Here is a 22,453-nt window from a genome sequence, read left to right as displayed (position 1 = left end):
ATTAGCTTGACCTCGAAACGCCTCAGGTGCGACATCTGTACTTTGCTCAAGTACGACACTACTACTTTGCTGTGACATACAAAAATGTGCTAATTTATGTTATGTCAAATTGCGAACGCGAGCCCATCCACCCCCCTCCAAAACCACAACCCGCCCTCAACCCCACACCCTCAAAAATTTTTCACCCCAAAACCCCCACACCCAAAAACTTTCCCCTATAATTCGCGGCTTCCGTAGGCTCGTAGCTCAGCTGGTTAGAGCACCACCTTGACATGGTGGGGGTCGTTGGTTCGAGTCCAATCGAGCCTACCAACGCACAAATTAAAACGCACCGTCGCGATATCAATCGCCACGGTGCGTCTTTCATTCATGCGCCGCTTTCATCCGGCGCACAGACTCAATCTCAATCCCAGCAATTTCGAAATGCCACCGCGACGATCACCGGCACGGTAAGCACGAGCGGAATGGCGAAGTACGGGATTTCCAGATGGACGATCCACGTGTAGATCAGCCAGCCCACGCCCAGCGCGAGCGTGGCCAGGCCGATGAGCGCCGTCAACACGTTGAGCATGCGCGGCGACATCCGCTTGACAGGGGATTCTTTGCCCGAAGGAGTTTCCATGGCGGCGGGCGCGTTCGAGCGCGAAACAAGTACATCTCGATTTTATACCGCGCTGCCCGCCCCTGTACTGCCGCCGTCGTCTTCAGATATGGAACAGTTGCGCCACGAGTGCCGCGCCCAGGAACGTTCCGGCGTTCGCCACGAACGAGACGAGCACGATCCGCCAGCCGAGCCGCCTGAACGCCGGGATATCCTTGGCGATCGAAAGCCCCGCGAAAGTCAGCATGGGCGTCGTCACGCCGAGGAAGTCGTTCTGCGCGCTCAGCGTCGCGATCTGCGCGCCCCACGGGCACCACGGCGAGGTCAGGAACATCGCCACGATCGACACCCAGCACACCGCCGGAATCTTGCGCCCGGTCGCTTGGGCGATCGCGTCGCCGACGATCGTCGCGAGCACCATCACGGCCATGCCGGGCAAGCCTTGCAGCGGCGTCGTGCCGTGCGTGATCCAGTCGGCGACGAGCGCCATCAACGCCGTCACGCCCCACGCGAGCATCTTGCCGCCGTAGCCCAGATGCGGCGCCTCGGTCTTCACATCGCCCAGTTTCGGCGCCGATGATGCCGTCTCCCGCGCGCTCGACGCCTTCGTCGTGCGGCCGATCAGAGGCTCCAGCAGCCGGTATCCCCACACCGCCATCGGCAACGAAATGAACAGCGTGAAATACGTGCCGATGGTCGTCGTGATCAGGTTGCTCGCCGCCGCGAACGTCAGCACGGATTTCGCCGTCTCCGGGTCCTGCTGCGCCGCGATCGCGCCCGATGCCGCCGCCATCATGCTGCCCGAACCGACGCCCGAGCCCATCGCAAGCGCGAGCGGATGAAAGATATGCAGGCTCGCGACGAAGCCCGCGAAAATCGCGATGAACACCGCGCCGAACACCGTGCCCGTCAGATACTCGGCGAGCACGCCGCGCCCTTCCGCCGAATCCATACCGTACTTCTCGCCGATGATCGCAAGGCTCGGCTCGCGCCCGACCGAAAACGTCGCGCCGATCGCCTCGCGCTTGATGCCGAGCAGAAGCGCGAGCGGCAGGCCGAGCAGAATCGTCCCGACGAAGTGGCCGAGCTCCTGGAACGCCAGCGCCCAGCCCGCCGCGGCGAGCTTGGGCAATGCGCTGCCGACCATCAGACCGAGCTTCGAAACGAACAGCAACAGCGCGGGCTGAAGAATGGCCGCGGCGTAGAACTGGCTGCGCACGTCGAGCCGCGCCGGGCTCTTCCAGCGTTCGGAAGCCAGCCCGAGCGCCGCGCCGAGCAAAAGCGCCCAGATCATCGGCAACAGAACGACCTTGCCCGGACCGATCCTGAACGTGAACGAGCCGATGAACTCCGCGATCAATAGAATGATCGCCGCATAAAAAAAGAGCTTCGCGGTTCTCAGGCCGCTGCCTTCCGCGCCATCCGCGCTCAACGTGCTTTCCATTGTCTCGTCCCCTTGTTGGCCCGCGCGACGCATCGGCGACGCGGGCGCCTTGGTCATCGATTACTCATAGCGGTTCACAGATAGCCGAAGGTCGTGGCCGGCTCCTTCGCCGTTTCGACCCACACGCTTTTGGTCTGCGTGTACTCGTAGAGCGCCTCGACGCCGCTGGATCGTCCGTAGCCCGACAAGCCGTAGCCGCCGAACGGCGACGCCACGTTGATGGTCTTGTAGCCATTGACCCAGAACGTGCCCGCATCGACGAGACTCGCGACGCGATGCGAACGCGCGACGTCGTTGGTCCACACCGCGCCGGCCAAGCCGAACTCGGTGTCGTTGGCGATCGCGATGGCTTCCTCTTCCGACTCGAACGGGATCGCCGCGACGACCGGCCCGAAGATTTCCGTGCGCGCGACATCCATCTCGTTGGTGACGCCGGCGAGCACGGTCGGCGGCACGAAGTAGCCCGCATCCGAGCGCTCGGCCGTGCCCGCCGCGAGCGTCGCACCGGCAGCCACGCCCTTCTCGATCATCGAGATGACGTGATCATATTGCCTGCGATTATTGATCGGGCCGACTTCGGTGGCATCGTCGAGCGGCGCGCCGACGCGAATTTTCTTCGCGCCCGCCGCGACCATCGCGACGAATTCGTCGTAGACGGAACGCTGCACGAGCAGGCGCGAACCCGCGACGCAGCTTTGTCCCGCGCCCGCGAAAATCGCCGCTTGCGCGGTCAGCGCGGCGCGCTTCAAGTCGGCGTCGGCGAAGATGATGTTGGCCGACTTGCCGCCCAGCTCAAGCACGCATGGCAGCACGCGTTTTGCCGCCGCTTCGGCGATGCGCGCGCCCGTTGCGGGCGAGCCGACGAACACGACTTTCTTCACCGCCTTGTGCGCGATCGCCGATTGCGCAACGGTCTGTCCGAGTCCCGCGAGCACGTTGACGAGGCCCTTCGGCGCACCGGCGCGCTCGGCCAGCAGGCCGATCACGAGCGAGGTGAACGGCGTGAGCTCGGAAGGTTTGAGCAGCACCGCATTGCCCATCGAAATGGCGGGCGCGACCTGCCAGCCGCACGTGAAGACCGGCGCGTTCCACGGCGTGATCTGCAGCACGGTGCCGGCCGGTTCGCGGCGCGTGTAGTTCAGGTGCGATGTCGGCACGGGAATGACATCGCCATAAAACTTGTCGGCCCAGCCGCCGTAGTACTCGAACATCTCGGCGACCTTCGCCACTTCGCCGCGGCAATCGCGGATCGGCTTGCCCGAACCGAGCGATTCGAGCCGCGCGATGTGCTCCGCCTCCTTGCGGATCTCGCGCGCGATCTCGAACATCACGCGGCCGCGCGCCGCATGCGTGAGCGCCCACCATTGCTTCTGTGCGCGCGTGGCCGCAGCCGCCGCCTGCTCGACAACCGCCGCGCCGCCGTCCTTGTACGCGAGGCTCGGCTTGCCGGTGGCGGCGTCGTAAAGCTGGATGCTGTCGCCCGCGCCTTCGATCAACTCGCCGCCGACATAAGATCCGATGGTCTTCGCGCCCGGAAAGAAATGCGTGAAGGCCGCGAGAAGCTGTTCTGCTGCGTCGTATTCCCTATTCGCCATGTCGATGAGTCCCGTTACTTCGATTCAGTGAACTGCACGATGCGATTGAAATCCTCCGCATCGCCGATGCTGGTCTCGCTCGCCGCCCACAAGCGCCCTGCTTCGCGCGCGATCGGCGCGTTCTCGTGCTGTCCGTCGAGCAACGCCATCGCGAGGCGCACGTCCTTGCGCATCAGCTTCATCGTGAAGCCGGAGTCGAACTTGCCGTTGAAGATCCACGTCGGATAGTTGGTGAGCGTCGCGCTGTTGCGGCCCGATCCGCCGTTGAGCGCCTCGACGAGCTTCTCCGGATCGACGCCCGCGCCCTGCGCCGCGCGCACGGCCTCGCTCGCGGCGAGCAGATGCACGCCCGTCAGCATGTTGTTGATGATCTTCGTCACATGGCCCGCGCCGACCGGCCCGACATGCACGCGCTTGGCGCTGATCGCCGCGAGGATCGGTTCGACGGCGGCGACGTCCGCTTCCGAGCCGCCGAGCACCATCGTCATCGTGGCGGTCGCCGCGCCTTTCGGGCCGCCGCTCACGGGCGCGTCGACAAAGCCGATCTTGCATTCGGCGAGCGCCGCGGCCACTTTCTTTGTGCTGTTCGGATCGGCGGTCGTCGTATCGACGACGATCAGACCAGCCTTGCCGCTCGACGCCACACCGCCCTGCCCGAGCACGACTTCCTCGACGATCGCGGAGGTCGGCAGCGAGAGAATGAGCACGTCGGCTTCGCTCGCAATCGCCGCAATCGATGCGCACGCTTCGATCCCGTCTTCCCGCAGCGCTTCTGCGACACCCGACGCCGCATCGAAGCCGAGCACGCGAAAACCGCCGCGTCTCGCGCAGCGCGCCATGCCGCGCCCCATGTTCCCCAGGCCGATCACACCTACTGTCTTCATCCGTCTTGCTCCTCTCATGCGTTGTGCGGTTCCGTCATATTCGACCGCCGAAGCCGTACAATCAATCAACGCCAATATTGGATTTGTTCTAATTTTTAGAACACTCAAGCGCCATGACGGACAACCTCACCGACAGCCGCATCGTCTATTTCTTCGAAGCCGTGCGCTGCGGCACGATTCGCGCGGCGGCGGATTACCTCAACGTCGCGCCTTCGGCGGTCAGCCGGCAGATCGGGCTGCTGGAAACGGAACTCGATGCGGCGCTCGTCGAACGCCATGCGCGCGGCGTGAAGCCGACCGAGGCCGGGCAATGCGTGATCGAATATTTTCGCGAGCAGCTCGCGCATCGCGACGATCTGCTTTCGCGTCTTCAGGAATTGCGCGGATTGCGCACGGGGCAAGTGAACATCGTGCTCGGCGAGGGCTTCGTGTCCGATCTGCTTTCCGGGCCGATGCAGCAATTCTGCCGGCAATATCCCGGCATCAAGGTAAATCTCGATCTCGGCGGCACCAATGACGTGATCCGCAAGATCTCGGAAGACGAAGGCGAGATCGGTCTCGTCTATAACCCGCCGCAGGAACCGAAGCTCGTGTCGCGCGCCATCAAACGCCAGCCGATGATGGCGATCGTCGGCGCGAGTTTTCCGCGCAAGGAACACAAGTCGATGACCGTGCACGAGCTTGCGCGCTATCCGCTCGCGGTGACGCACGCTTCATACGGCACGCGGCAGATGTTGCAGGCCGTCGAATACGCGGAAAAGCTGCGGCTCGACCCGGTGGTGACGACCAATTCCATCGCCATACTCAAGCAGTTCGTAAAATCGGGGCTGGGCATCACGGTGCTGCCCGCGTTCGCCGTGACGAGCGAAATGGAAGCGGGCGATCTTTTCGCGATCGACATCACGCATCCCATTCTCGCCGATGCTGAAGCGCATCTCGTCACGCGCGCGGGGCGCAGGTTATCGGTTGCATCGAACAAGATGCTTCAGTTCATGACCGCGCAGATGCGCGCGTTTCGCTAACCCGTCACAGGAGGACATAGCATGATCGACGATATCGACCGGAAGCATTTGCTACGCTGCATCGAACTCGCGCAGGAAGCGCTCGACGATGGCGACGAACCCTTTGGCTCGATGCTCGTCGCGAAAGACGGGCGCGTGCTTTTCGAAGATCGCAATCGCGTGAGCGGCGGCGATCACACGCGGCATCCTGAATTCGCAATCGCGAAATGGGCGGCGGAGAACGTGCCGGAAGCCGAGCGCCGCGACGCGGTCGTGTACACGTCCGGCGAGCATTGCCCGATGTGCTCGGCGGCGCACGCGTGGGTCGGTCTGGGGCGCATCGTGTACGCGGCATCCACGCAGCAGTTCACGCGATGGCGAGCCGAACTCGGCGCGCAGCCCGGGCGCGTGCGTGCTCTGGCGATTCAGGACGTCATCGACGATACCGTAGTCGAGGGTCCCGTCGAGGACTTCGCCGAACGCGTGAAAGCGCTGCATGTCGCGCACTATCGCAAGGCGAAGGCCTAGCGAGTGGCAACAGGTCGTCGATGCTCGCTCATCTATGGCGTGCCGTATCGATGAATCTTATCGCTGCGCAAGCGCAATGCAACGCAAAAAACCCGGCGGGGAATGTCCCGGCCGGGTGAAAAGCACGCCCTCGGATGGTTTAGAAGTTATGCCGTATGCCAAGCGTCACGGACAACTGGCGGTCGCTGTTCGAGTTCGGCAGGTTCGGAATCTGCGCGTAATTCGCCGGCCCGCCCGTTGCGGGATCGATGCCGAGTCCCGCGCCCACCGCCTTCTGCATGATCGCGACGCCATACAGCGCCGTACGCTTGGACAACGCGTAATTCGCGCCGAGGTTCACCTGGTGAAAGCGCGTCGATGAACCACCGTCCGGCTTCGCGTTGTTATAGATATACGCAAGGCCCAGTTGCAGGAATGGCGTCGCCGCATACGTGAGATTCACTTCGCCGATGTCGAAGGCAATATCGCGGCCCTGCGGATTCGCGCTGTCGGCGAAATACTGGCTATGCTCCAGGCGGCTGTGCGTATAAGTCAGCGCAATGGTCGCCGGCCCGATCGCATACGATGCGCCCGCGCCATACGCCTTCAATGCTTCCGCGTTCTGCAACTGGCAATACAGCGCCGTCGGATTCGAGCAGGCGAAATCGCCGATATAGCCATTCGTGCCGCCCAAAGCCGCATCGAGCGGATTATGCAAGTTCAGATAGCCCGCGCTGATCGACACGGGCAACCGCGTATAAGCCGCGGCAATCGCATAGCCGCGCCGTTGCGAGAAGTCCCCTGCCACACCGCCGAGACTATACGTGCCGCCGACCGAGAAGCCATTCCAGTCCGGGCTCGTGTACTTGATCGCGTTATTGAAGTTGAAGGCTTCGTTGAGGTTATCCACGTCGCCGATATGCGATCCGTACAGCGTCGCCCATGAATTGCTCGACACATACATGCCGAGGAAATCCGAGTACGAATCGTACTGACGTCCGAAGGAGAGCGTGCCGAATTGCTCCTGCGCCAATCCGACCCATGCCTGCCGGTTGAATAGCGCACCGCCCTGAACGAAACCGCCGCTACCCGTATAGAAGCTGTTTTCCAGGTTGAACTTCGCCTGCAGGCCGCCGCCCAGGTCTTCCACGCCGAGAAAGCCGAAGCGCGAAGGCACCAAATTGCCGCCCGAAAACGCGATGTTATGCCCCGAGCCGACGCTGCCGTCGGCGTTGGTGAACTGCTGATTGGTCGTATATGTCAGCCCGGCATCGACGGTGCCGTACAGCGTCACCGTGCTCTGTGCCGATGCGCTCGCGCATACGGCGAGCGCCGCCGTGGACAGCAACTGACGCGAGATCGTTCTAGTTATCATGCGAGCGTCCTCACGCGTAGTTGATCAGCACCGACTTGGTTTCGGTGTACATGTCGATCACCGCGCGTCCGAGTTCGCGCCCGAAGCCCGATTGCTTGAAGCCGCCGAAGGGCATGGCGTTATCGAGCAGCGAGTGGCAATTGACCCACACCGTGCCCGCCTTGATGCGCGGCACGAGCTTGTGAATCGCCGAAAGATCGTTCGACCAGATGCTCGCGCCGAGGCCATACGGCGTGTCGTTCGCCTTCGCGACCACGCTGTCGATATCGTTGAACGGCATTGCGACCAGCACCGGCCCGAAGATTTCCTCGCGCACGACCTTCATCGAATGATCGGTATCGACGAGCACGGTCGGCTTCACGAAATAGCCCGCGCCTTCCTTGCGCGCGCCGCCCGCGATCGCCCGCGCGCCTTCGTCGCGGCCCGCTTCGATATAACTCAGCACGCGATCCATCTGCCGTGCCGATACCAGCGGCCCGATCTGCGTCGATGCATCGAGGCCCCGCCCCATCGGCAAGGATTGCGCGATCGCCGCGACGCGCTCCATCACGCGATCGAATACCTTGTCGTGCACATAGACGCGCGAGCCTGCCGTGCACACTTGTCCCGAGTTGAAGAAGATCGCATTGGCGACGCCTTCCGCGGCCTTGTCGATATCGACATCCGGCAGCACGATCACCGGCGACTTGCCGCCGAGTTCGAGCGACATGCGCGTCATGTTATCGAGCGCGGCGTGACCGATAGCCTTGCCGGTAGGGGTCGATCCCGTGAACGCGATCTTGTCGATGCCGGGATGACGCGCGAGCGCCGCGCCCGCCGTGCGGCCAAGGCCCGTGACCACGTTCACGACGCCCTTTTCGATGCCCGCTTCCTCGATCAGCATCGCAAGACGCAACGCCGACAGCGGCGTGTCTTCCGCGGGCTTGAGCACGACCGTGCAGCCGGTTGCGAGCGCGGGCGCGAGTTTCCACGAAGCCATCAGCAAGGGGAAATTCCACGGAATGATCGCGCCGACGACACCCACCGCTTCCTTGCGCGTATAACCGAAGAAATCGTTCGAGGGGCTATACGGAATCGAGGCTTCGAGCGTGCTGCCTTCGATCTTCGTCGCCCATCCCGCCATGTAGCGGAAGCATTGCGCGGCCATCGACACATCGAGGCCTTGCGCGACCGTCACAGGCTTCCCGTTGTCGAGCGATTCGATCTCCGCGAGTTCGCGCGCATTCGCTTCGATCAGATCGGCGACGCGCAGCAGCAGACGTTCGCGATCCGTCGGCTTCATGCGCGACCATGCGGAATCGTCGAATGCGCGGCGCGCGGCGAGCACGGCGCGATCCACATCCGTTTCGTCCGCGCTCGGCACGCGTGCGAGCAATTCGCCATCGGCGGGATCGATGACATCGAGCGTCTTGCCGCTTGCGCTTTCGACCCATGCGCCGTCGATCAACATCTTCTTTTTCGACGCGAGAAACGCGCGCGTCGAATCGAGCATCGCAGGATGCTGGCTGTCATTCATGTTCTTGTCTCCTAGTAATGTTCCGGGACGGCGTTCACGCCGTTCTCCTGCAATTCCTTCACGAGCTTCGTGCGGGTGCGCGCGACATCGGTGAGCGCGGGACGGCGGTGCGCCGCGATCTCTTCCGCCGTATAAGGCCTGAACGATGCGGGCCGCGATTGCTCGTTCATCGTCGTGAGCAGCCAGTTCAGAACGTTCGCGAGGTCCGCGTCGTTCAATGCCGAATTGGCCGCGCCGGGCACGCGCATCACGAACGTCCGGCCTTCCGGCAGCGAGACGAAATGCCCGAGCGATTCGCGCAATGGCGGCACCTTGCCGGGAATGCCCGAGCCATCGGCGGTATGGCATCCCATGCAATTGAGCACCCAATCCTGACGCGCACGCGCCGCGTCCTGCGCCTGTGCCTGCGAAGCAGCCGCCGAGCCGAGCGCGGCGAGCATCGCGGCGGCGATGACCGCGCGCGGCTTCATAGCCCGAGGCCCTTCACGACCGCGTCGCGCCGCTGATGCACCGCGGTCTGATCGAGCGGCGCCGCGCGCCATGCCTTCACTTCGGCGGCATCGAAAGGCTTGGCCGAACCGTGCTGCGCGTTCAGATCGAACACGACGTAATTCAGCACATCGGCGATCTCTTCGTCCGACAGCGACGCGAAACTCGGCATCTTGAAGTTGTAGCTCTTCTCCTTGACCTTGATCGGGCCGAACATGCCGTACATCACCGTATGGCCCAATTGCGCGCGGCCCTCGGGTGAACCCGCATACTTGCCCGGATAGTCGACGAGCGGCGGCGCAAGTCCGTCCATGCCCTTGCCGCCCGCCTGATGACAGACCGCGCATTTGCCGTCGAACGACGATTTGCCGCCGGGATAATGCACCGTTTGCGCGAATCCCTGCGATGCGAGACTCATGGCGCCCGCGACGAGCGCCGTCATCCATACACGTGCCGTCTTCATTGCGTTGCCGCTCCCAACAGGACCGATACCGAGCAGTGGTAATTCGAATTGCCGTTCGCCATGCACCAGTTGATGTCGTTATTGAGCGACAGCTTGTAGAGCGGCTTTTCGCGTTCGTTGCGATTGCAGAAGCAGCGTCCGCAACTCGTCTTGCCGCAGCAGTCGTTGTACGACACGATGTAATCGGAGCCGTCGTGCGGATTGCGGCATGTGCCGATCCACGTGATCGGCGAAGGCGTCGTGCCCGGCGGGCAACTGCTCGACGTGCCGCCGCAACAGCTGCAAAGCCAGCCGTCGATCGCGCAATACTTCCAGTAATCGCAGCTCAGCGGATCGTCGCTTGCCGATGACCCCGGCTTCTTCGGTTCCGTCGCATAGGCGGTGCGGTCCACCGGCAACAACGGCACCATCGCCGATCCGACCAACACCTTGCCGAGCTTCGCCATCGCGCTGCGCCGCGAGCTGTGCTGCGCGACACCGCGCGCTTTATGTTCGAAGAATGAATCCAGCCATTTCATGGACGCTCACCTGTAGGAATGAATGATTTATCGGCGTCTTCAGGCGTGCTGCCCGACTTGGCCTTCATGGTCGTGATGGTCGTGATGGTCGTGATGCGCGTGATCGTCGTGCTTGCCGTGCACGAATTCCTGCAGCGATGCAACACCGCGCTCCTTCGCTTCGAACAGGCTTTCCAGATGCTCGCGCGTATTCACGAGACCCTTCGCGCGCACTTTGCCTTCTTCGTCGAGCAACACCGCATAAGGCAGCTTGCCGATCTGATAAGAGAGGCCGAGTTCCTGCGACAGCACATACGGGTATTGCGAGAGGCCCGCCTTGCGATAGAACGCGGCATGCTCCGCGAAATCGCCATCGCTCGCGAGCACGATGTCGGTCGCGCCTTCGCGTGCCTGGATCGACGGCAGCAAGGGCAGCAGCTTCTTGCACACGGGGCAGCTCGGCGACAGGAAGAACACGAGCGTGTTGCGCTTGGAGTTGGACAAGCCGCCCACCTTCACGGCGCGGCCGGCGATATCGCCGAGCTCGAAGACCGGTGCAATGGTGCCGACGGCCGGGCCTTTGTCGATCATGAGCGCGCCCGCGGGCATCATGCGTTCATAGAGAATGCCGACTTGGCGAACGAGTGCGAGACAGATCGCGCCGAGCGCGAGCAAAGCGGCCCACGACAATGCGGCCGAAATCATCAGGGCGGTTTGCATCATGAATTCCTCAGAGAATCGAGCTTGGGAAGATTGACCAGCAGCACGTCGAGCGTGAACCACGCGGCGACGGCGAAAAGCGTGCAGGCGGCGGCGCTCATATAGTCGAACCACACGAGCGAGCGCGTTGCTTCAGGGATAAGCGTGAGCGCGGTCAGCGCGGCAAGCGCGAAAGCACGCGCCACATGCCACCAACCGATCGATTTCGGCGTGCGTGCCGAGGCGATGAAGCCCGAGCAGCCGCAATCGATATCCGTATGGCCGCGCATCACGTTGATCGCGAGCGCCGCGCCGAAGAGCGTGAACAATGCGATCAACGCGATGGCGCTCGGCATGCGCGTATCGGCGAACAACAAGCCGAGCGCACCGGCGGTCTCCACGGCCGGAAACGCAAACGACAGCGGCGTGAGCGCGAACGACGGCAGCAATGCGAACGCTTCGAGCGATGCACGGAAGCGCGACGGATCGCGCCATTTGGGCGCTGCGCTCGCGAGCGAGACGATCGCCGCCGACGCGATGCTCACCATGAGAATGACAGGATCGATCATCGCGTCACCTCAAGGATTGAGCAGCAACGTCGACGTCGTGCCGAGCTGCTTTTCGACGTGCTGGCGCTTGCCGGTCATCGCATCCAGCACGACGAGATCGGAAGTCGGCGTGAGGCCGTAGAACAGCGGCTTGTCGTCGGTGCTGACCTGAATCGCAAGCAGCGGATCGATCTTTTGCTTCGCGAGATCCCAGCGCGCGACCCGCTTCTTGCTCTCGGTGTCGTACACCCAGACTTCCGTGCCCGGTTCCTTGTGCGAACCGTCGACGCCCTTATGCATCGCGACGTAAAGACGATGGCTCGCCACGTGCAGCGCGGTCTGCTGCAAGCCGCCCGGACGCCATCCGGCCTTGCGTTCCTGATCGCTCAACAAGGACCACGAAGCGCCGAACACCGGCGCATCGCCCGAGAAATCCGCCGTGCGCGCGTTGCCGTTGAAGGTGACGAAGAGATATTTGTTGCCGTCGCGCACCGCATTGACGAACGCGGGATCGCGATCGACATCGATGAACGCATCGGAGAGCTTGCGGCTCGCTTCCTTGCCCGCCGCATCGAGCCTGATCGTGAGCGCCTTGCCGCTCTCGCACAGCGCGGAGAAACGATCGTTGCCGCTCGGGTAGGCAAGCACGCAGGCATCGGTGTCGATCTCGCTCACGACCTTCTTCGCGGCCGTATCGATCACCGTCACCGATGTGGACGGCGTGATGTTCGATACATACAGACGGCTACCGTCTTCCGACAAGATCGTGTTGTACGGCGTCGGCACAGCCTGGCCGTGCTTGGCCGGAATGACGATTTCGCCGGTCACGTCGAGCGTCGTGTTGTCGATGATCTCGACCACGTCCGTGCGCGCGCCGTGACCGCCGCGCGCGAAGTAGGTCGTCGCGACATAACTCGTCTTGTGATCGGGCGAGATCGCGAATCCCGGCGCAAAGCCGCCGTCGATCTCGCCGACGAAGCGTTTCGTATCGCCATCGAAAACATGAACGCGCGCATCGGTCATGCTCGCGAACGATACGTCCGCCACGAACACGCGATGCGGGTTATACGGCGGCAACTTCGCCACCGTCAGTTCTTCCGGCTTCTCGGCCGCGTGCGCCTGACACGCAAGCAGTCCATACAGTAAGGCCCCCATCGCGGCGGCCAGCCGTCTCAGCTTCATCTGTGCTCCTCCTTGTTTATCGTCGAATTGACTCTAAAGACGACAATAAAAAAGAGCACTTCGGAACCGGCAGCGCGTGCGTGCCGAAATGGAGCATTCGAAAGCAAGCCGACAGAGAGACGCTTTTACGCTGGGATCGACAGGCGATAGCGATCCACGCCGCGCCAATGCGGCTTGCATTCATTTAGAAGGAAAAAGCGCGCCGCTTATCGGGCGCGCTGTGTTTGAGAGGGCAGCTCGCCGAACAGGCTTTTGTAATCGCTCGCGAAATGGCCGAGATTGGAGAATCCCCAGCGCATCGCGGCTTCGCGTACCGGCACTTCGTTCGGCGATGTCGTCGTCAGCACGCGTCTTACCTGCGCAAGACGCACGGCGCGCAGATAACTGACCGGATTCATCTGCGTGACGGATTGAAAGCTGTTTTGAACGGTCCGGCGGCTCACGCGCAGCTTCTCGCACAGGTCCAGCACGGATATCGGCTGCTCGGGGCGCGCGAGCACGAGATCGTGCGCGCGCTTGACGACATCGGCGCGGCACGCATAAGTCAGCCGGTCCTCGCGCGTCGGCACATGAAATGTCAGCAGATCGATCAGGCTTTCCGTGACGGTTTGCGTGAAGCGGTGCGCGCCATCGCCGGAAACGAAAGGATCAGGATCGGCCAGCACCGATTCGACCGCCGCGATGATGCGCTTGCCCGCGCGCGCGCCCGCCGCGCTCGGGATGCTCAACACGTGCCGGTGAAGAATTTCGTCCTGGACATCGACGCCTGCGATATCCGCCGCCGCGGACAGCAGCTTCGCATCGACGGCGACGCCGAGCATCGACATATTCGGCGGCGAATGCAACAGGAATTCCCGCGATCCGGGCGCGACGACGAGCGCGTTCTCGTCGACCTTGACGCCCTGAAATGAAAACGGCGCACCGCCGCCGAGCACGAGCCCGAAGGTAACGAAGCCCGCCGGCAACTGCCCGCGCTGAACAATGCGAACGTTCGCGGATTCCTGAAATACCTGCACGCCCGCGATCGAAACCTGCTTCACCGTGCTGCGAAAAGCGCCCTCGCCGACCTGGTCGTAACGCTGTTCCCAGCCCGTCAGCGCATGCGCGTGGCGGTCGGCGTCTTCAAAGGTTTCGAAATTGGCGTACATCCCTCCTCCTGCTACTTGCGTCGCCACTGATGCGACTGCTTATAGATTTTCATTTTCATGGCGTCAAGCTTCTCAATTCTTCTCCGGCAGCGGTTCGTTGCGCAATGCTAGGAATGCACGATTGAAAAACATGCGCGAGCGTGCATAGGCGCGAGTTGAGACATTACTTTAAGTTGAAGTTGACGAACATTTGCCGCACTGATGACCGCTGCCCTTTTCGGCGAATTTGACGCGGATTTACGCCGCATCGACACTGCGCACGTCGAAAAACCAGCATTCATCGGAGACGCACGATGCATTCATCCAGCACCACGAAGCCCGAAGGCAAGCGCTACAGATACGAGTGGTATGTCGTCGTGATCTGCATGCTGGCCTACGTCTTTTCGTTCATCGACCGCCAGGTGCTCGCGCTCATGATCGAGCCGATCAAGCGCGATCTCCATCTCACGGATACGCAATTCAGCCTGCTGCACGGGTTCGCGTTCTCGCTCTTTTATGCGGTGATGGGCATGCCGATCGCCTATCTCGCCGACCGTTTCGCGCGGCCGAGAATCATCGCGGCGGGCATTGCCCTGTGGAGCATCGCGACGGCGACATGCGGCCTGAGCCAGAGCTTCGTGCATATGTTCGCGTCGCGCATGAGTGTCGGCGTGGGCGAAGCGGCGCTGTCGCCCGGAACCTACTCGATGCTCGCGGATTACTTTCCCAAGGAAAAGATGGGCCGCGCGATCGGCATCTATTCGCTCGGCTCGTTCATCGGCGGCGGCATAGCCTTTCTCGTCGGCGGCTATGTGATCGCGCTGCTCAAGCATGCAAGCGCGTTCACGCTGCCGCTCGTCGGCGAAGTGCGCGCGTGGCAGCTTACGTTCTTCATCGTCGGATTGCCGGGTCTGCTCGTCGCGCTCGTCTTCATGCTGACGGTGCGCGACCCCGCCCGCAAAGGACTCGCGCAGGACGGCACGGGCAAGGTCAAACGCGTGGCGATGAGCGACGCGCTGCGCTTCATCGCGAGCCATCGAAAGACATTCTTCTGTCATTACGCCGGCTTCTCGTTCTATGCCATGGGCCTCTACTGCCTGATGGGATGGACCCCCGCATTCTATATGCGCCGCTTCGGTCTGACGCCCGTCGAGACCGGTTATATGCTCGGCATCGTGATGCTTGCCGCGAATACGACGGGCGTGTTTTGCGGCGGCTGGCTCAACGACTGGCTGCTGCGCCGCGGCCGCACCGATGCGCCGATGCGCGCCGCATGGATCGGCGCCGCGTGCATGCTCGTACCGGCTATCGCGTTCACGCAGGCTTCGAGCCTCGGCGTATCGCTTGCATGGCTCGTTGCGGCGATGTTCTTCGCGTCGTTCCCGCTTCCGACTTCCGCCGCGGCAATGCAGGCGCTCGCGCCGAATCAGATGCGTGCGCAGATATCGGCGATGTTTCTGCTCGTATCGAACCTGATCGGCCTGGGTCTCGGCACGACGCTCGTCGCGCTCGTCACGGACAAGGTGTTCGCCTCGCCGCTCGCGGTCGGCCACTCGATGGCGATCATCAACGCCGTGGCCATCGTGCTCGCCGCCGCACTGCTCTTCGCCGGATGCAGACAGTACCGGGCAAGTCTCGAACGCGAAGCGCGTGAAGCGCGCACGACGGTCGAGCCGGCATCCCCACGCGAATCGGCGCCCGCAGCGGCGGCGACGACCGCGTGAAATATCCGTCGAATTGATATCACGGGTTCTTTTTAATCTATTTTGTTTATCCGAGAAGGGACGATACGCTAGACACATCGTCCCTTGATCACTTCGGAAAGGCATCATCATGCAAGCTCAAATGTTCAAAGTTCGCGTCGATGCACTGCGCGAGGAAGCACACGGCATTCGCTCGTTCAGCGTCTCGCGGCTCGACGGCCTGCCCTTCGACAGCTACGAACCCGGCGCGCATATCGATGTCACGGGTCCGACCGGCATCACGCGCCAATACTCGCTGTGCGGCGATCCGTCTTGCCGCGACTCGCATGTTTTCGCGGTCAAGAAGGAAGACGAGTCGCGCGGCGGCTCGCGTTCGCTGCATGACGAAGTGCGCATCGGCAGCGAGCTGTCGATCGGCGCGCCGCGCAACCTGTTCCGGCTCGAAGAAACCGCGAGCGAGCATATTCTGATCGGCGCGGGCATCGGCATTACGCCCTTGCTTTCGATGGCATACCGTCTCGTCGCCATCGATGCGCCCTTCACGCTGCACTATTTCGCGCGCAGCGAAACGCATGCGGCATTTCTGCCCCTTCTCGCGCGCGCGCCGTTCGACCGCCATGTGAAGCTGCATTTCGGCGTCGGCCGCGAGGCGCTTTCGGATGAACTCGACGCCTTGCTGCGCGATGCGAACGAGCGCGCGCATGTCTACACGTGCGGTCCCGCGCCATTCATGGACGTCGTGGTGGCGTCGGCGCAGAAACGTCTTCCCGCCGATGCCATCCATCTCGAACGCTTCAAGGCCGAGCCGCACGCTCAGCCGGAAACATCGCTCGATACGTTCGATGTGAAAATCGCAAGCAGCGGCGAGACCGTGCGTGTCGATGCCACCACATCGATCGTCGATGCGCTCGCTTCGATCGGCATCGAAGTGGATACGTCATGCGGCGAAGGCGTCTGCGGCACCTGCATGGTGGATGTCGTGAGCGGCGAGCCCGAGCATCGCGATCATTGTCTTTCCAAGGCCGAGCGCGCGAGCAACAGCGTGATCTGCTGCTGTGTATCACGCTCCCGCTCGCCGGTGCTCGTGCTCGATCTCTGAACTCACCGTTTCCCGAAGCTTGCGAGGATATCTGCGATCAGGCCGCGCATCCATGCGATGCCTTCGTCTTCGTGGAAGTGCTCGTGCCAGTGCATCGTGACGGCGGCCGTGGGCAACTGCACCGGCAGCGCATAGATGCGGAAGGCGTCGTTGCGATTGAGGATATGCGCGAGGCGTTCGGGCAGGGTCGCGAACAAATCCGTCACCGAGAGCACGCCGGGCACGGCGACGAAGTGCGGCAGCGCAAGCGCGATATTGCGGCCGACGCCCTGCGCGCGCAACGCGTCGTCGAGCGCGTGATGGCTATGTTCGAGCGAACGCACCTGCACATGGGACGCCCGTAGAAAATCATCGAGATTCAACGTCTCGCCTGCGGGCAAGTCGGCGCGCTTTCTCGTCATGCAGACATACGCTTCCTCGAAAAGCAGTGCGTGACGCGTGCGCGGCAACAACGACGGCAGATTGCCGATCGCGAAGTCCAGGCGGCTCGAACGCAGCGCCTCTTCGATTTCCTCCACGGGCGAAGGCTCGATCAACAGCTTCACGCGCGGCGCGGTCTCGTGCAGCGCCTGGCAAATCGCCGGCAAATACGCCATTTCTCCCGCATCGGAAAGCGAAAGACGAAACGTGCGATTGCTCGTAGATGCATCGAAGCGCTCGGCGAAGCGCAACGCTTCGCGCACGGTATCGAGAGCGCGTCCGACGATCTCGGCCAGTTCCAGCGCGACGGGCGTCGGCTGCATGCCCGCGCGCGTGCGGATAAAGAGCGCGTCGTCGAAAAGCGTGCGCAGGCGGCCGAGCGAATAGCTCACCGCGGGTTGCGATAGCGCGAGCCGCTCACCCGCCTTGGTGAGGCTGCGCTCTTCCACGATGGCCTGAAAGACACGCAGCAGATTGAGATCGACATGGTCGAGGGAAGTCATTGCGGAACTCTCAAGATATCGGCCGCATTTATCGGGCAACCGTTTTTTAATCGATTTGACGCATGATCTTCGCAAAGCGAGACTGATGTCAACGAGAGGATGTGCCGATCCGCATCGCGCGCCTCTTAACCGATCAACCTCACCCCACAACGAACGATGAGTACATCGACCACCCACGTCATCGACACGAGCGCGCTGCATATGCGCGCGCAAGCCGATCGTATCGCGCCGTCGCTCTATTACGACGCCGATCTCTTCGAAGCGGAACTCGAACGCATCTTCTATAAAACATGGATCTGGGTCGCGCATGAAAGCGAATTGCCGAAACCCGGCGATTTCGTGACGACGACCATCGGCCGCCAGCCGGTTATCGTCGTGCGCGACAAGAGCGGCGCGGTGAACGTGCTGCAAAACCGCTGCCGTCATCGCGGCGCCACCGTGTGCGAAGAACACAAAGGCAATGCGAAGGGCTTCACGTGCCCCTATCACAGCTGGTCTTATGCGCTCGACGGCACGCTGCGTGCATTGCCCTACGGCGACGGCTACGAAGGCGTGTGCGAGAAAGGCGATCTGCCGCTCAAGAAACTGCGCGTGGGGATTTATCAGGGCTTGATCTTCGCGAGCTTCAACGAAGCGATCGAACCGCTCGAAGACTTTCTCGGCGGCGCGAAGTCGTGGATCGATCTGTTCATGAAGCAAGGCGCGGGCTATCCGATCAAGGCCAACGGCGAGCACAAGTTCAAGTTCAAAGGCAACTGGAAGATTCAGCTCGAAAACACGACCGATCTTTATCACTTCCCCGTGGTCCACAAGTCGTGGATGAAGTCGATCGACGATGAAACCGCCGCCGCCATCACGAGCTTCATGACGAGTGAAGACGCCTTCTGCCGTTCGCTCGGCAACGGCCACAGTCTCGCGGTGCTGGTGCCCGAGATCGTCGATCTCGACGAGGACGACGGCGCGCCCTTGCCCGAACGCTTCAGCGAACTCGCCGCGCAGCTCGCAGAAAAGCACACGCCCGAGGAAGTGCGGCGCATCGTGCGCTCGCTGATGGGCGTCGGCTTCAATCTGAATCTCTTTCCGAACCTCGCGCTTTCCATGGCGTTCTTCCGCGTGCTGCGCCCCATTTCCGCGCAGGAGACCGAGATTCGCCACGTCGCGCTTGCGATGGACGGCGGGCCGGAAGAAGCCAATCGCGTGCGCTTGCGCATTCACGAGCATTTCCAGGGTCCGTTCGGCTTCGGCAGTCCGGACGACGCCGAAGCATGGGAACGCGTGCAGCGCGGCTCGTATGCGGGCCCCGATGTGCCGATTCTCGTGAATCGCGGCCTGAATCGCGAGACCACCGCACCGAACGGTGAAAAAACCGCGCACGCCACCGACGAAACCGGCATGCGCGAAGCCTACAAACAATGGCGCGCAATGATGGAGCATGCATGATGGACGATCGCAACGCACTCTTCTCTCAACAGACCTTCGCGCGCGCGATCGAATTCATCTGGCGCGAAGCCGAACTGCTGGATCGCCGCGACTATGCCGCGTGGCTCGACTTGTGGGAGCCGTCGGGCTTCTACGTGGTGCCGATCGATCCGGAAACCACGGACTATGCCGCGACCCTGAACTATGCCTACGACGATCACGACATGCGCGAAAAGCGCGTTCAGCGCATGATGTCGGGCTACTCGGCTTCGGCATCGGATGCGGCGCGCACGGTGCGCACGGTATCGCGCTTCACGCTGTCGAGCGATAGCGCCGATCGTGTCGAAGTGAAATCCGCGCAGGTGATCGTCGCTTACAAGCGCGGCGTAGCGACGATCTTTGCCGCCGATCTCACGCACAAGATCAGCATGACGAGCGGCGAACCGAAGCTCGTCGAAAAGGTGATTCGCCTGATCGATTCGACCGAAGCACTGAGCGCAATCGGCTTTCTGCTCTGATCATTGGTGACGCATAAGCCTTCATGCAGGACGAGACAGCGGCAGCGCGAAGCGGCATTCGAGGCCGCCGCCTGCCGCGCGCCGCGCCCAGATGCGTCCTTCGTGGCGCGACACGATGTTCTTGCACAGCGACAAGCCGATGCCGTTGCCGCCCGCCTTCGACGAAGAGAAGCCGTCGAAGAGGCGTTCGAGCGCATCGTCGGGCACGCCGGGACCATTGTCGATCACATGCAGTTCGGCCATCTCTCCATTCATCGCGGTCGCAAGCGTGACGATGCCCGTCGATGGTGTCGCGCCCGTCAACGCTTCGACTGCGTTGAACGCGAGATTGAGCACGACCTGACCGATGAGCACACGCTCGCAACGTATCGGCAAGGGCTTCGCACATTGCTCGATCCTGACCGTCACGCCCTCGTCGCGCGCACGCAACTGGATGAAGTACGCGACGTCCGCGAGCACGTCGCGCAGATCCGCGTGCGCTTCGATAGGCTCGCGCTTGACGACGAACTCGCGCACGCTCTTGATGATGTGCGCCGCGTGCTCGGCCTGGCGATCCGCCGCGCGCAGGCCCCATATCGCGCTTTCGACGGCATCCGGTTGAGCGAGCCGCTGTATCGCGCCTTCGATGAAATTGCGCACCGCGGCGAGAGGCTGGCTCAACTCATGCGCGATTGCCGTCGCCATCTCACCCATCGCGTTGTAGCGCCCGGCGTATTCGAGCATGCGCGCTTCGTTTCGGCGCGCTTCCTCGGTCGCGACTTCATCGCTGACATCGCGAAAGTGCACCAGCGTCCCCTCTTCGATATCGATACGTCTGCACGTAATGCGAAGCCATCGCTTCGCCCCGTCGCGGCGCGTGATCGCATAACGTTGCGCGGGCGTCGAATGCAGGCGATCCGCGCTGCGCAACTGCGCGATCAGACGGTCGCGGTCTTCTCTCGTGCAATAGTCCAGCGCGACGCCGAGCGGCCCATTGCTCGCGACGCCGAGCACGCGCCGTCCCGATTCGCTGATGAAACTCACCTTGCCGCGCGGCGTAATGACGGCGACACCCTCGCCCAGATCCTGCATGTATTCGCGCAGGCGCGCTTCATAGCGGCGCAGTTTGCGGCGCATCGCGTCTTCCTCGCTGATGTCGCGAAACTGCACCATCACCACCGCGCGGCCGGAAAGCGGCACATAGGTCGCGATCGCTTCGGAAAGCATGTCCACGCCCGCGCGCGAGCGATAGCACCATTCATAGCTTTGCGGACCTTCCGCGACCGAGCGGTCCATTGCGCTCACTGCGATCTCGCGGCGATAACGGATGTCGTCGCGCGTCATGTCGTGCGCCTTCAGCGGCAGCAATTCCTCGACCGAAAACCCGAGCGCGACGCATGCCGCGCGATTCGCCCAGACGATCGCTTTCGTTTGCGCGTCGTGCAGCAGCACGCACTGCGTCAATGCGTCGAGCAGACGGCGGAAATCGTCTTCGGCGGGAAAGTCCATAGCGAGGCGCGACAAAGAAAACCGGGTAACGATAACCATAGCATCGGCGCGGGCCGCGCGCCCCTAAAGATTTCTTTAGAAGACCGGGATGCTTCACCCAATCGCGCGCACGCCTTCCCAATTGTGCCGGTCTTTTTGCGTTTCTAGACTGGCATCAACGTGAACAAACGAAAAGGAGACGCCCCATGTCAGCTTCCGCGAGTGCTGTCGCGATCCGCGACGATTTCTCGAATCAACCCGATGTCCTCACGCTCGACGACGTGATTGCGGAAATCGCGCAGCGCCGTGACGAATTCGATCGCCTTTCGCACATTCCACGCGATGTCATCGCGAAGTTGAAGCGCGTCGGCATCTATCGGGCGGCGACCCCTGAGCGCTTCGGCGGCGATGCGCGCGCGCCGGGCGAATTCCTCGAAATGATCGAACGTATCGCCGTGGCTGACGGGTCCGCCGCGTGGGTCGCGAGTTTCGGCTCCGCGAATCTCTATCTCGCCGCGCTGCCGCTCGCGACGCAAGCCGCGATCTATGCGGACGGTCCCGATCAGGTCTTCGCGGGTGGCCTTTTTCCGGTGCAGAACGTGCAAGCCGCGCCAGGCGGTTATCGCGTGAACGGTACGTGGAAATTCGCGAGCGGCTGCAAGGGCGCGGACTGGCTAGGCGTCGGTATCGGCACGGGCAAGCCGGGCGAAGCTCCGGGCAAGCCGCGCACCGCGGTGTTTCGTCCGCACCAAGTTGAGATCGTCGAGAACTGGAACGTGGTCGGCATGCAGGGCACCGGCAGTCACGATCTACGCGTGACGGACGAGTTCGTCGCGGAAGACTGGACCTTCGTGCGCGGCGGCGCATCGACGGTCGATGAACCGCTCTATCGCTATCCGACGATCGCCTATGCGGCGCAAGTGCTCGCCGTCGTGAACCTCGGTCTCGCGCGCGCCGCGCTCGATGTCGCGAATCAGATGGCGGGTGGCCGCAAGACCACCACGGGCGCGCCGCAGCTCGCGGATCGCGCTTATTACCGCATCGAGCTCGCCAAAGCGGAAGCGCAATTGCGCTCGGCGCGCGCGTTCTTCTATGAAGCGACGGACAACGTATGGCGATCGATCATGGCGGGCGATGACGTCACGCCCGATCAGGTCAGCCTGCTGCGGCTCTCAGCGACGCAGATCGCGCGCGAAGGCGCGGACGTGGTGAATCGCGCCTATCGGCTGGGGGGAACGATGGCGATCTACCGCACGCATCCGCTGCAACGGCTGATGCGCGACGCGATGGTCGTCACGCAGCACGCATTCCTCGGCGAGGGCAACTACGACGGCGCAGGCGCGGTGTTCGTGGGCGTGCCGCCGATTCCCGGCTATCTCTGATCATCATCGGCGCA

22 protein-coding genes and 1 tRNA gene are annotated in these 22,453 nt (G+C 62.6%); 8 read left to right on the top strand and 15 right to left on the bottom strand.

Annotation, left to right across the window (positions count from 1 at the left end; genetic code table 11):
* The first annotated feature begins 235 nt into the window (after window positions 1–235).
* Window positions 236–312: transfer RNA gene (locus tag AWB70_RS35230), tRNA-Val, on the top strand.
* 91 nt (window positions 313–403) lie between these two features.
* Here AWB70_RS35230 and AWB70_RS35225 read toward each other — a convergent pair.
* From AWB70_RS35225 to AWB70_RS35210, 4 genes are all read right to left on the bottom strand, one after another.
* The gene (locus AWB70_RS35225; protein ID WP_053569252.1) at window positions 404–622 is read right to left on the bottom strand and encodes a hypothetical protein; all 219 of its coding nucleotides are present in this window, start codon (window positions 620–622) and stop codon (window positions 404–406) included.
* An 82-nt stretch (window positions 623–704) separates the two neighbouring features.
* Window positions 705–2,045, bottom strand: a complete 1,341-nt coding sequence (locus AWB70_RS35220) for a DUF3100 domain-containing protein (RefSeq protein WP_053569291.1) — start codon at window positions 2,043–2,045, stop codon at window positions 705–707.
* Window positions 2,046–2,119: 74 nt separating this feature from the next.
* Entirely contained in the window at window positions 2,120–3,640 is a 1,521-nt protein-coding gene (locus AWB70_RS35215) for an aldehyde dehydrogenase family protein (RefSeq protein WP_014250858.1), read from the bottom strand.
* Between the two features lie 14 nt (window positions 3,641–3,654).
* A complete protein-coding gene (locus AWB70_RS35210; RefSeq protein ID WP_053569251.1) occupies window positions 3,655–4,524 on the bottom strand; it encodes an NAD(P)-dependent oxidoreductase in 870 nt (289 codons plus the stop codon).
* A gap of 113 nt (window positions 4,525–4,637) precedes the next feature.
* Here AWB70_RS35210 and AWB70_RS35205 point away from each other — a divergent pair, with 113 nt between their 5' ends.
* Complete coding sequence (locus AWB70_RS35205; RefSeq protein WP_014250856.1) at window positions 4,638–5,546, top strand: LysR family transcriptional regulator; 909 nt, start codon at window positions 4,638–4,640, stop codon at window positions 5,544–5,546.
* Window positions 5,547–5,567: 21 nt separating this feature from the next.
* The gene (locus AWB70_RS35200; protein WP_053569250.1) at window positions 5,568–6,053 is read left to right on the top strand and encodes a nucleoside deaminase; all 486 of its coding nucleotides are present in this window, start codon (window positions 5,568–5,570) and stop codon (window positions 6,051–6,053) included.
* A 139-nt stretch (window positions 6,054–6,192) separates the two neighbouring features.
* Here the strand turns inward: AWB70_RS35200 and AWB70_RS35195 are convergent, their stop codons facing one another.
* From AWB70_RS35195 to AWB70_RS35155, 9 genes are all read right to left on the bottom strand, one after another.
* On the bottom strand, window positions 6,193–7,407 hold the full coding sequence (locus AWB70_RS35195) for a porin (protein ID WP_200826461.1): 1,215 nt from the start codon (window positions 7,405–7,407) through the stop codon (window positions 6,193–6,195).
* 10 nt (window positions 7,408–7,417) lie between these two features.
* A complete protein-coding gene (locus tag AWB70_RS35190; RefSeq protein WP_053569248.1) occupies window positions 7,418–8,923 on the bottom strand; it encodes an aldehyde dehydrogenase family protein in 1,506 nt (501 codons plus the stop codon).
* A gap of 11 nt (window positions 8,924–8,934) precedes the next feature.
* Complete coding sequence (locus AWB70_RS35185; RefSeq protein ID WP_045453951.1) at window positions 8,935–9,393, bottom strand: c-type cytochrome; 459 nt, start codon at window positions 9,391–9,393, stop codon at window positions 8,935–8,937.
* Entirely contained in the window at window positions 9,390–9,875 is a 486-nt protein-coding gene (locus tag AWB70_RS35180; RefSeq protein WP_045453948.1) for a c-type cytochrome, read from the bottom strand. The genes AWB70_RS35185 and AWB70_RS35180 overlap by 4 nt, the downstream gene beginning before the upstream one ends.
* Window positions 9,872–10,393, bottom strand: coding sequence for a methylamine dehydrogenase light chain (locus tag AWB70_RS35175; RefSeq protein WP_053569247.1), 522 nt, complete (start codon window positions 10,391–10,393; stop codon window positions 9,872–9,874). The genes AWB70_RS35180 and AWB70_RS35175 overlap by 4 nt, the downstream gene beginning before the upstream one ends.
* 39 nt (window positions 10,394–10,432) lie before the next feature.
* On the bottom strand, window positions 10,433–11,095 hold the full coding sequence (mauD, locus tag AWB70_RS35170) for a methylamine dehydrogenase accessory protein MauD (RefSeq protein ID WP_053569246.1): 663 nt from the start codon (window positions 11,093–11,095) through the stop codon (window positions 10,433–10,435).
* Window positions 11,092–11,640 carry a MauE/DoxX family redox-associated membrane protein gene (locus AWB70_RS35165; RefSeq protein ID WP_053569245.1) on the bottom strand — a complete coding sequence of 183 codons (549 nt, stop codon included), beginning with the start codon at window positions 11,638–11,640 and terminating at the stop codon, window positions 11,092–11,094. The genes mauD and AWB70_RS35165 overlap by 4 nt, the downstream gene beginning before the upstream one ends.
* Before the next feature lie 9 nt (window positions 11,641–11,649).
* Window positions 11,650–12,801: an amine dehydrogenase large subunit gene (locus AWB70_RS35160; RefSeq protein WP_053569244.1), complete on the bottom strand. Its 1,152-nt coding sequence runs from the start codon at window positions 12,799–12,801 to the stop codon at window positions 11,650–11,652.
* 206 nt (window positions 12,802–13,007) lie between these two features.
* A complete protein-coding gene (locus AWB70_RS35155) occupies window positions 13,008–13,949 on the bottom strand; it encodes a helix-turn-helix domain-containing protein (RefSeq protein ID WP_014250846.1) in 942 nt (313 codons plus the stop codon).
* A gap of 293 nt (window positions 13,950–14,242) precedes the next feature.
* Here AWB70_RS35155 and AWB70_RS35150 point away from each other — a divergent pair, with 293 nt between their 5' ends.
* Window positions 14,243–15,652, top strand: a complete 1,410-nt coding sequence (locus AWB70_RS35150; RefSeq protein WP_053569243.1) for a spinster family MFS transporter — start codon at window positions 14,243–14,245, stop codon at window positions 15,650–15,652.
* A 109-nt stretch (window positions 15,653–15,761) separates the two neighbouring features.
* Window positions 15,762–16,730, top strand: coding sequence for a PDR/VanB family oxidoreductase (locus AWB70_RS35145; RefSeq protein WP_053569242.1), 969 nt, complete (start codon window positions 15,762–15,764; stop codon window positions 16,728–16,730).
* Window positions 16,731–16,732: 2 nt separating this feature from the next.
* On the opposite strand, the gene AWB70_RS35140 is transcribed toward AWB70_RS35145, so the two are convergent.
* Window positions 16,733–17,653 (bottom strand): LysR family transcriptional regulator, encoded by a 921-nt coding sequence (locus AWB70_RS35140; RefSeq protein ID WP_053569241.1) that lies wholly within the window; start codon window positions 17,651–17,653, stop codon window positions 16,733–16,735.
* 156 nt (window positions 17,654–17,809) lie between these two features.
* Between AWB70_RS35140 and AWB70_RS35135 the strand changes: the two genes are divergently transcribed.
* A complete protein-coding gene (locus AWB70_RS35135) occupies window positions 17,810–19,093 on the top strand; it encodes an aromatic ring-hydroxylating oxygenase subunit alpha (RefSeq protein ID WP_053569240.1) in 1,284 nt (427 codons plus the stop codon).
* Entirely contained in the window at window positions 19,090–19,590 is a 501-nt protein-coding gene (locus AWB70_RS35130) for an aromatic-ring-hydroxylating dioxygenase subunit beta (protein WP_045453929.1), read from the top strand. The genes AWB70_RS35135 and AWB70_RS35130 overlap by 4 nt, the downstream gene beginning before the upstream one ends.
* 21 nt (window positions 19,591–19,611) lie before the next feature.
* Here the strand turns inward: AWB70_RS35130 and AWB70_RS35125 are convergent, their stop codons facing one another.
* Complete coding sequence (locus AWB70_RS35125) at window positions 19,612–21,078, bottom strand: PAS domain-containing sensor histidine kinase (RefSeq protein WP_053569239.1); 1,467 nt, start codon at window positions 21,076–21,078, stop codon at window positions 19,612–19,614.
* Between the two features lie 185 nt (window positions 21,079–21,263).
* Here AWB70_RS35125 and AWB70_RS35120 point away from each other — a divergent pair, with 185 nt between their 5' ends.
* Window positions 21,264–22,439, top strand: a complete 1,176-nt coding sequence (locus tag AWB70_RS35120) for an acyl-CoA dehydrogenase family protein (protein WP_053569238.1) — start codon at window positions 21,264–21,266, stop codon at window positions 22,437–22,439.
* Window positions 22,440–22,453: the final 14 nt, after the last annotated feature.

This window comes from Caballeronia cordobensis, from assembly GCF_001544575.2.
Lineage (GTDB): Bacteria > Pseudomonadota > Gammaproteobacteria > Burkholderiales > Burkholderiaceae > Caballeronia > Caballeronia cordobensis.
The sequence above is the reverse complement of the archived record's forward strand: the minus strand, read 5'-3'. Positions and strand labels throughout refer to the sequence as shown.

Bases quoted from the DNA above. Each gene is read 5' to 3' on its own strand.
- AWB70_RS35225 (WP_053569252.1), bottom strand. From the start codon at position 622: ATGGAAACTCCTTCGGGCAAAGAATCCCCTGTCAAGCGGATGTCGCCG.
- AWB70_RS35220 (WP_053569291.1), bottom strand. From the start codon at position 2,045: ATGGAAAGCACGTTGAGCGCGGATGGCGCGGAAGGCAGCGGCCTGAGA.
- AWB70_RS35215 (WP_014250858.1), bottom strand. From the start codon at position 3,640: ATGGCGAATAGGGAATACGACGCAGCAGAACAGCTTCTCGCGGCCTTC.
- AWB70_RS35210 (WP_053569251.1), bottom strand. From the start codon at position 4,524: ATGAAGACAGTAGGTGTGATCGGCCTGGGGAACATGGGGCGCGGCATG.
- AWB70_RS35205 (WP_014250856.1), top strand. From the start codon at position 4,638: ATGACGGACAACCTCACCGACAGCCGCATCGTCTATTTCTTCGAAGCC.
- AWB70_RS35200 (WP_053569250.1), top strand. From the start codon at position 5,568: ATGATCGACGATATCGACCGGAAGCATTTGCTACGCTGCATCGAACTC.
- AWB70_RS35195 (WP_200826461.1), bottom strand. From the start codon at position 7,407: ATGATAACTAGAACGATCTCGCGTCAGTTGCTGTCCACGGCGGCGCTC.
- AWB70_RS35190 (WP_053569248.1), bottom strand. From the start codon at position 8,923: ATGAATGACAGCCAGCATCCTGCGATGCTCGATTCGACGCGCGCGTTT.
- AWB70_RS35185 (WP_045453951.1), bottom strand. From the start codon at position 9,393: ATGAAGCCGCGCGCGGTCATCGCCGCCGCGATGCTCGCCGCGCTCGGC.
- AWB70_RS35180 (WP_045453948.1), bottom strand. From the start codon at position 9,875: ATGAAGACGGCACGTGTATGGATGACGGCGCTCGTCGCGGGCGCCATG.
- AWB70_RS35175 (WP_053569247.1), bottom strand. From the start codon at position 10,393: ATGAAATGGCTGGATTCATTCTTCGAACATAAAGCGCGCGGTGTCGCG.
- mauD (WP_053569246.1), bottom strand. From the start codon at position 11,095: ATGATGCAAACCGCCCTGATGATTTCGGCCGCATTGTCGTGGGCCGCT.
- AWB70_RS35165 (WP_053569245.1), bottom strand. From the start codon at position 11,640: ATGATCGATCCTGTCATTCTCATGGTGAGCATCGCGTCGGCGGCGATC.
- AWB70_RS35160 (WP_053569244.1), bottom strand. From the start codon at position 12,801: ATGAAGCTGAGACGGCTGGCCGCCGCGATGGGGGCCTTACTGTATGGA.
- AWB70_RS35155 (WP_014250846.1), bottom strand. From the start codon at position 13,949: ATGTACGCCAATTTCGAAACCTTTGAAGACGCCGACCGCCACGCGCAT.
- AWB70_RS35150 (WP_053569243.1), top strand. From the start codon at position 14,243: ATGCATTCATCCAGCACCACGAAGCCCGAAGGCAAGCGCTACAGATAC.
- AWB70_RS35145 (WP_053569242.1), top strand. From the start codon at position 15,762: ATGCAAGCTCAAATGTTCAAAGTTCGCGTCGATGCACTGCGCGAGGAA.
- AWB70_RS35140 (WP_053569241.1), bottom strand. From the start codon at position 17,653: ATGACTTCCCTCGACCATGTCGATCTCAATCTGCTGCGTGTCTTTCAG.
- AWB70_RS35135 (WP_053569240.1), top strand. From the start codon at position 17,810: ATGAGTACATCGACCACCCACGTCATCGACACGAGCGCGCTGCATATG.
- AWB70_RS35130 (WP_045453929.1), top strand. From the start codon at position 19,090: ATGATGGACGATCGCAACGCACTCTTCTCTCAACAGACCTTCGCGCGC.
- AWB70_RS35125 (WP_053569239.1), bottom strand. From the start codon at position 21,078: ATGGACTTTCCCGCCGAAGACGATTTCCGCCGTCTGCTCGACGCATTG.
- AWB70_RS35120 (WP_053569238.1), top strand. From the start codon at position 21,264: ATGTCAGCTTCCGCGAGTGCTGTCGCGATCCGCGACGATTTCTCGAAT.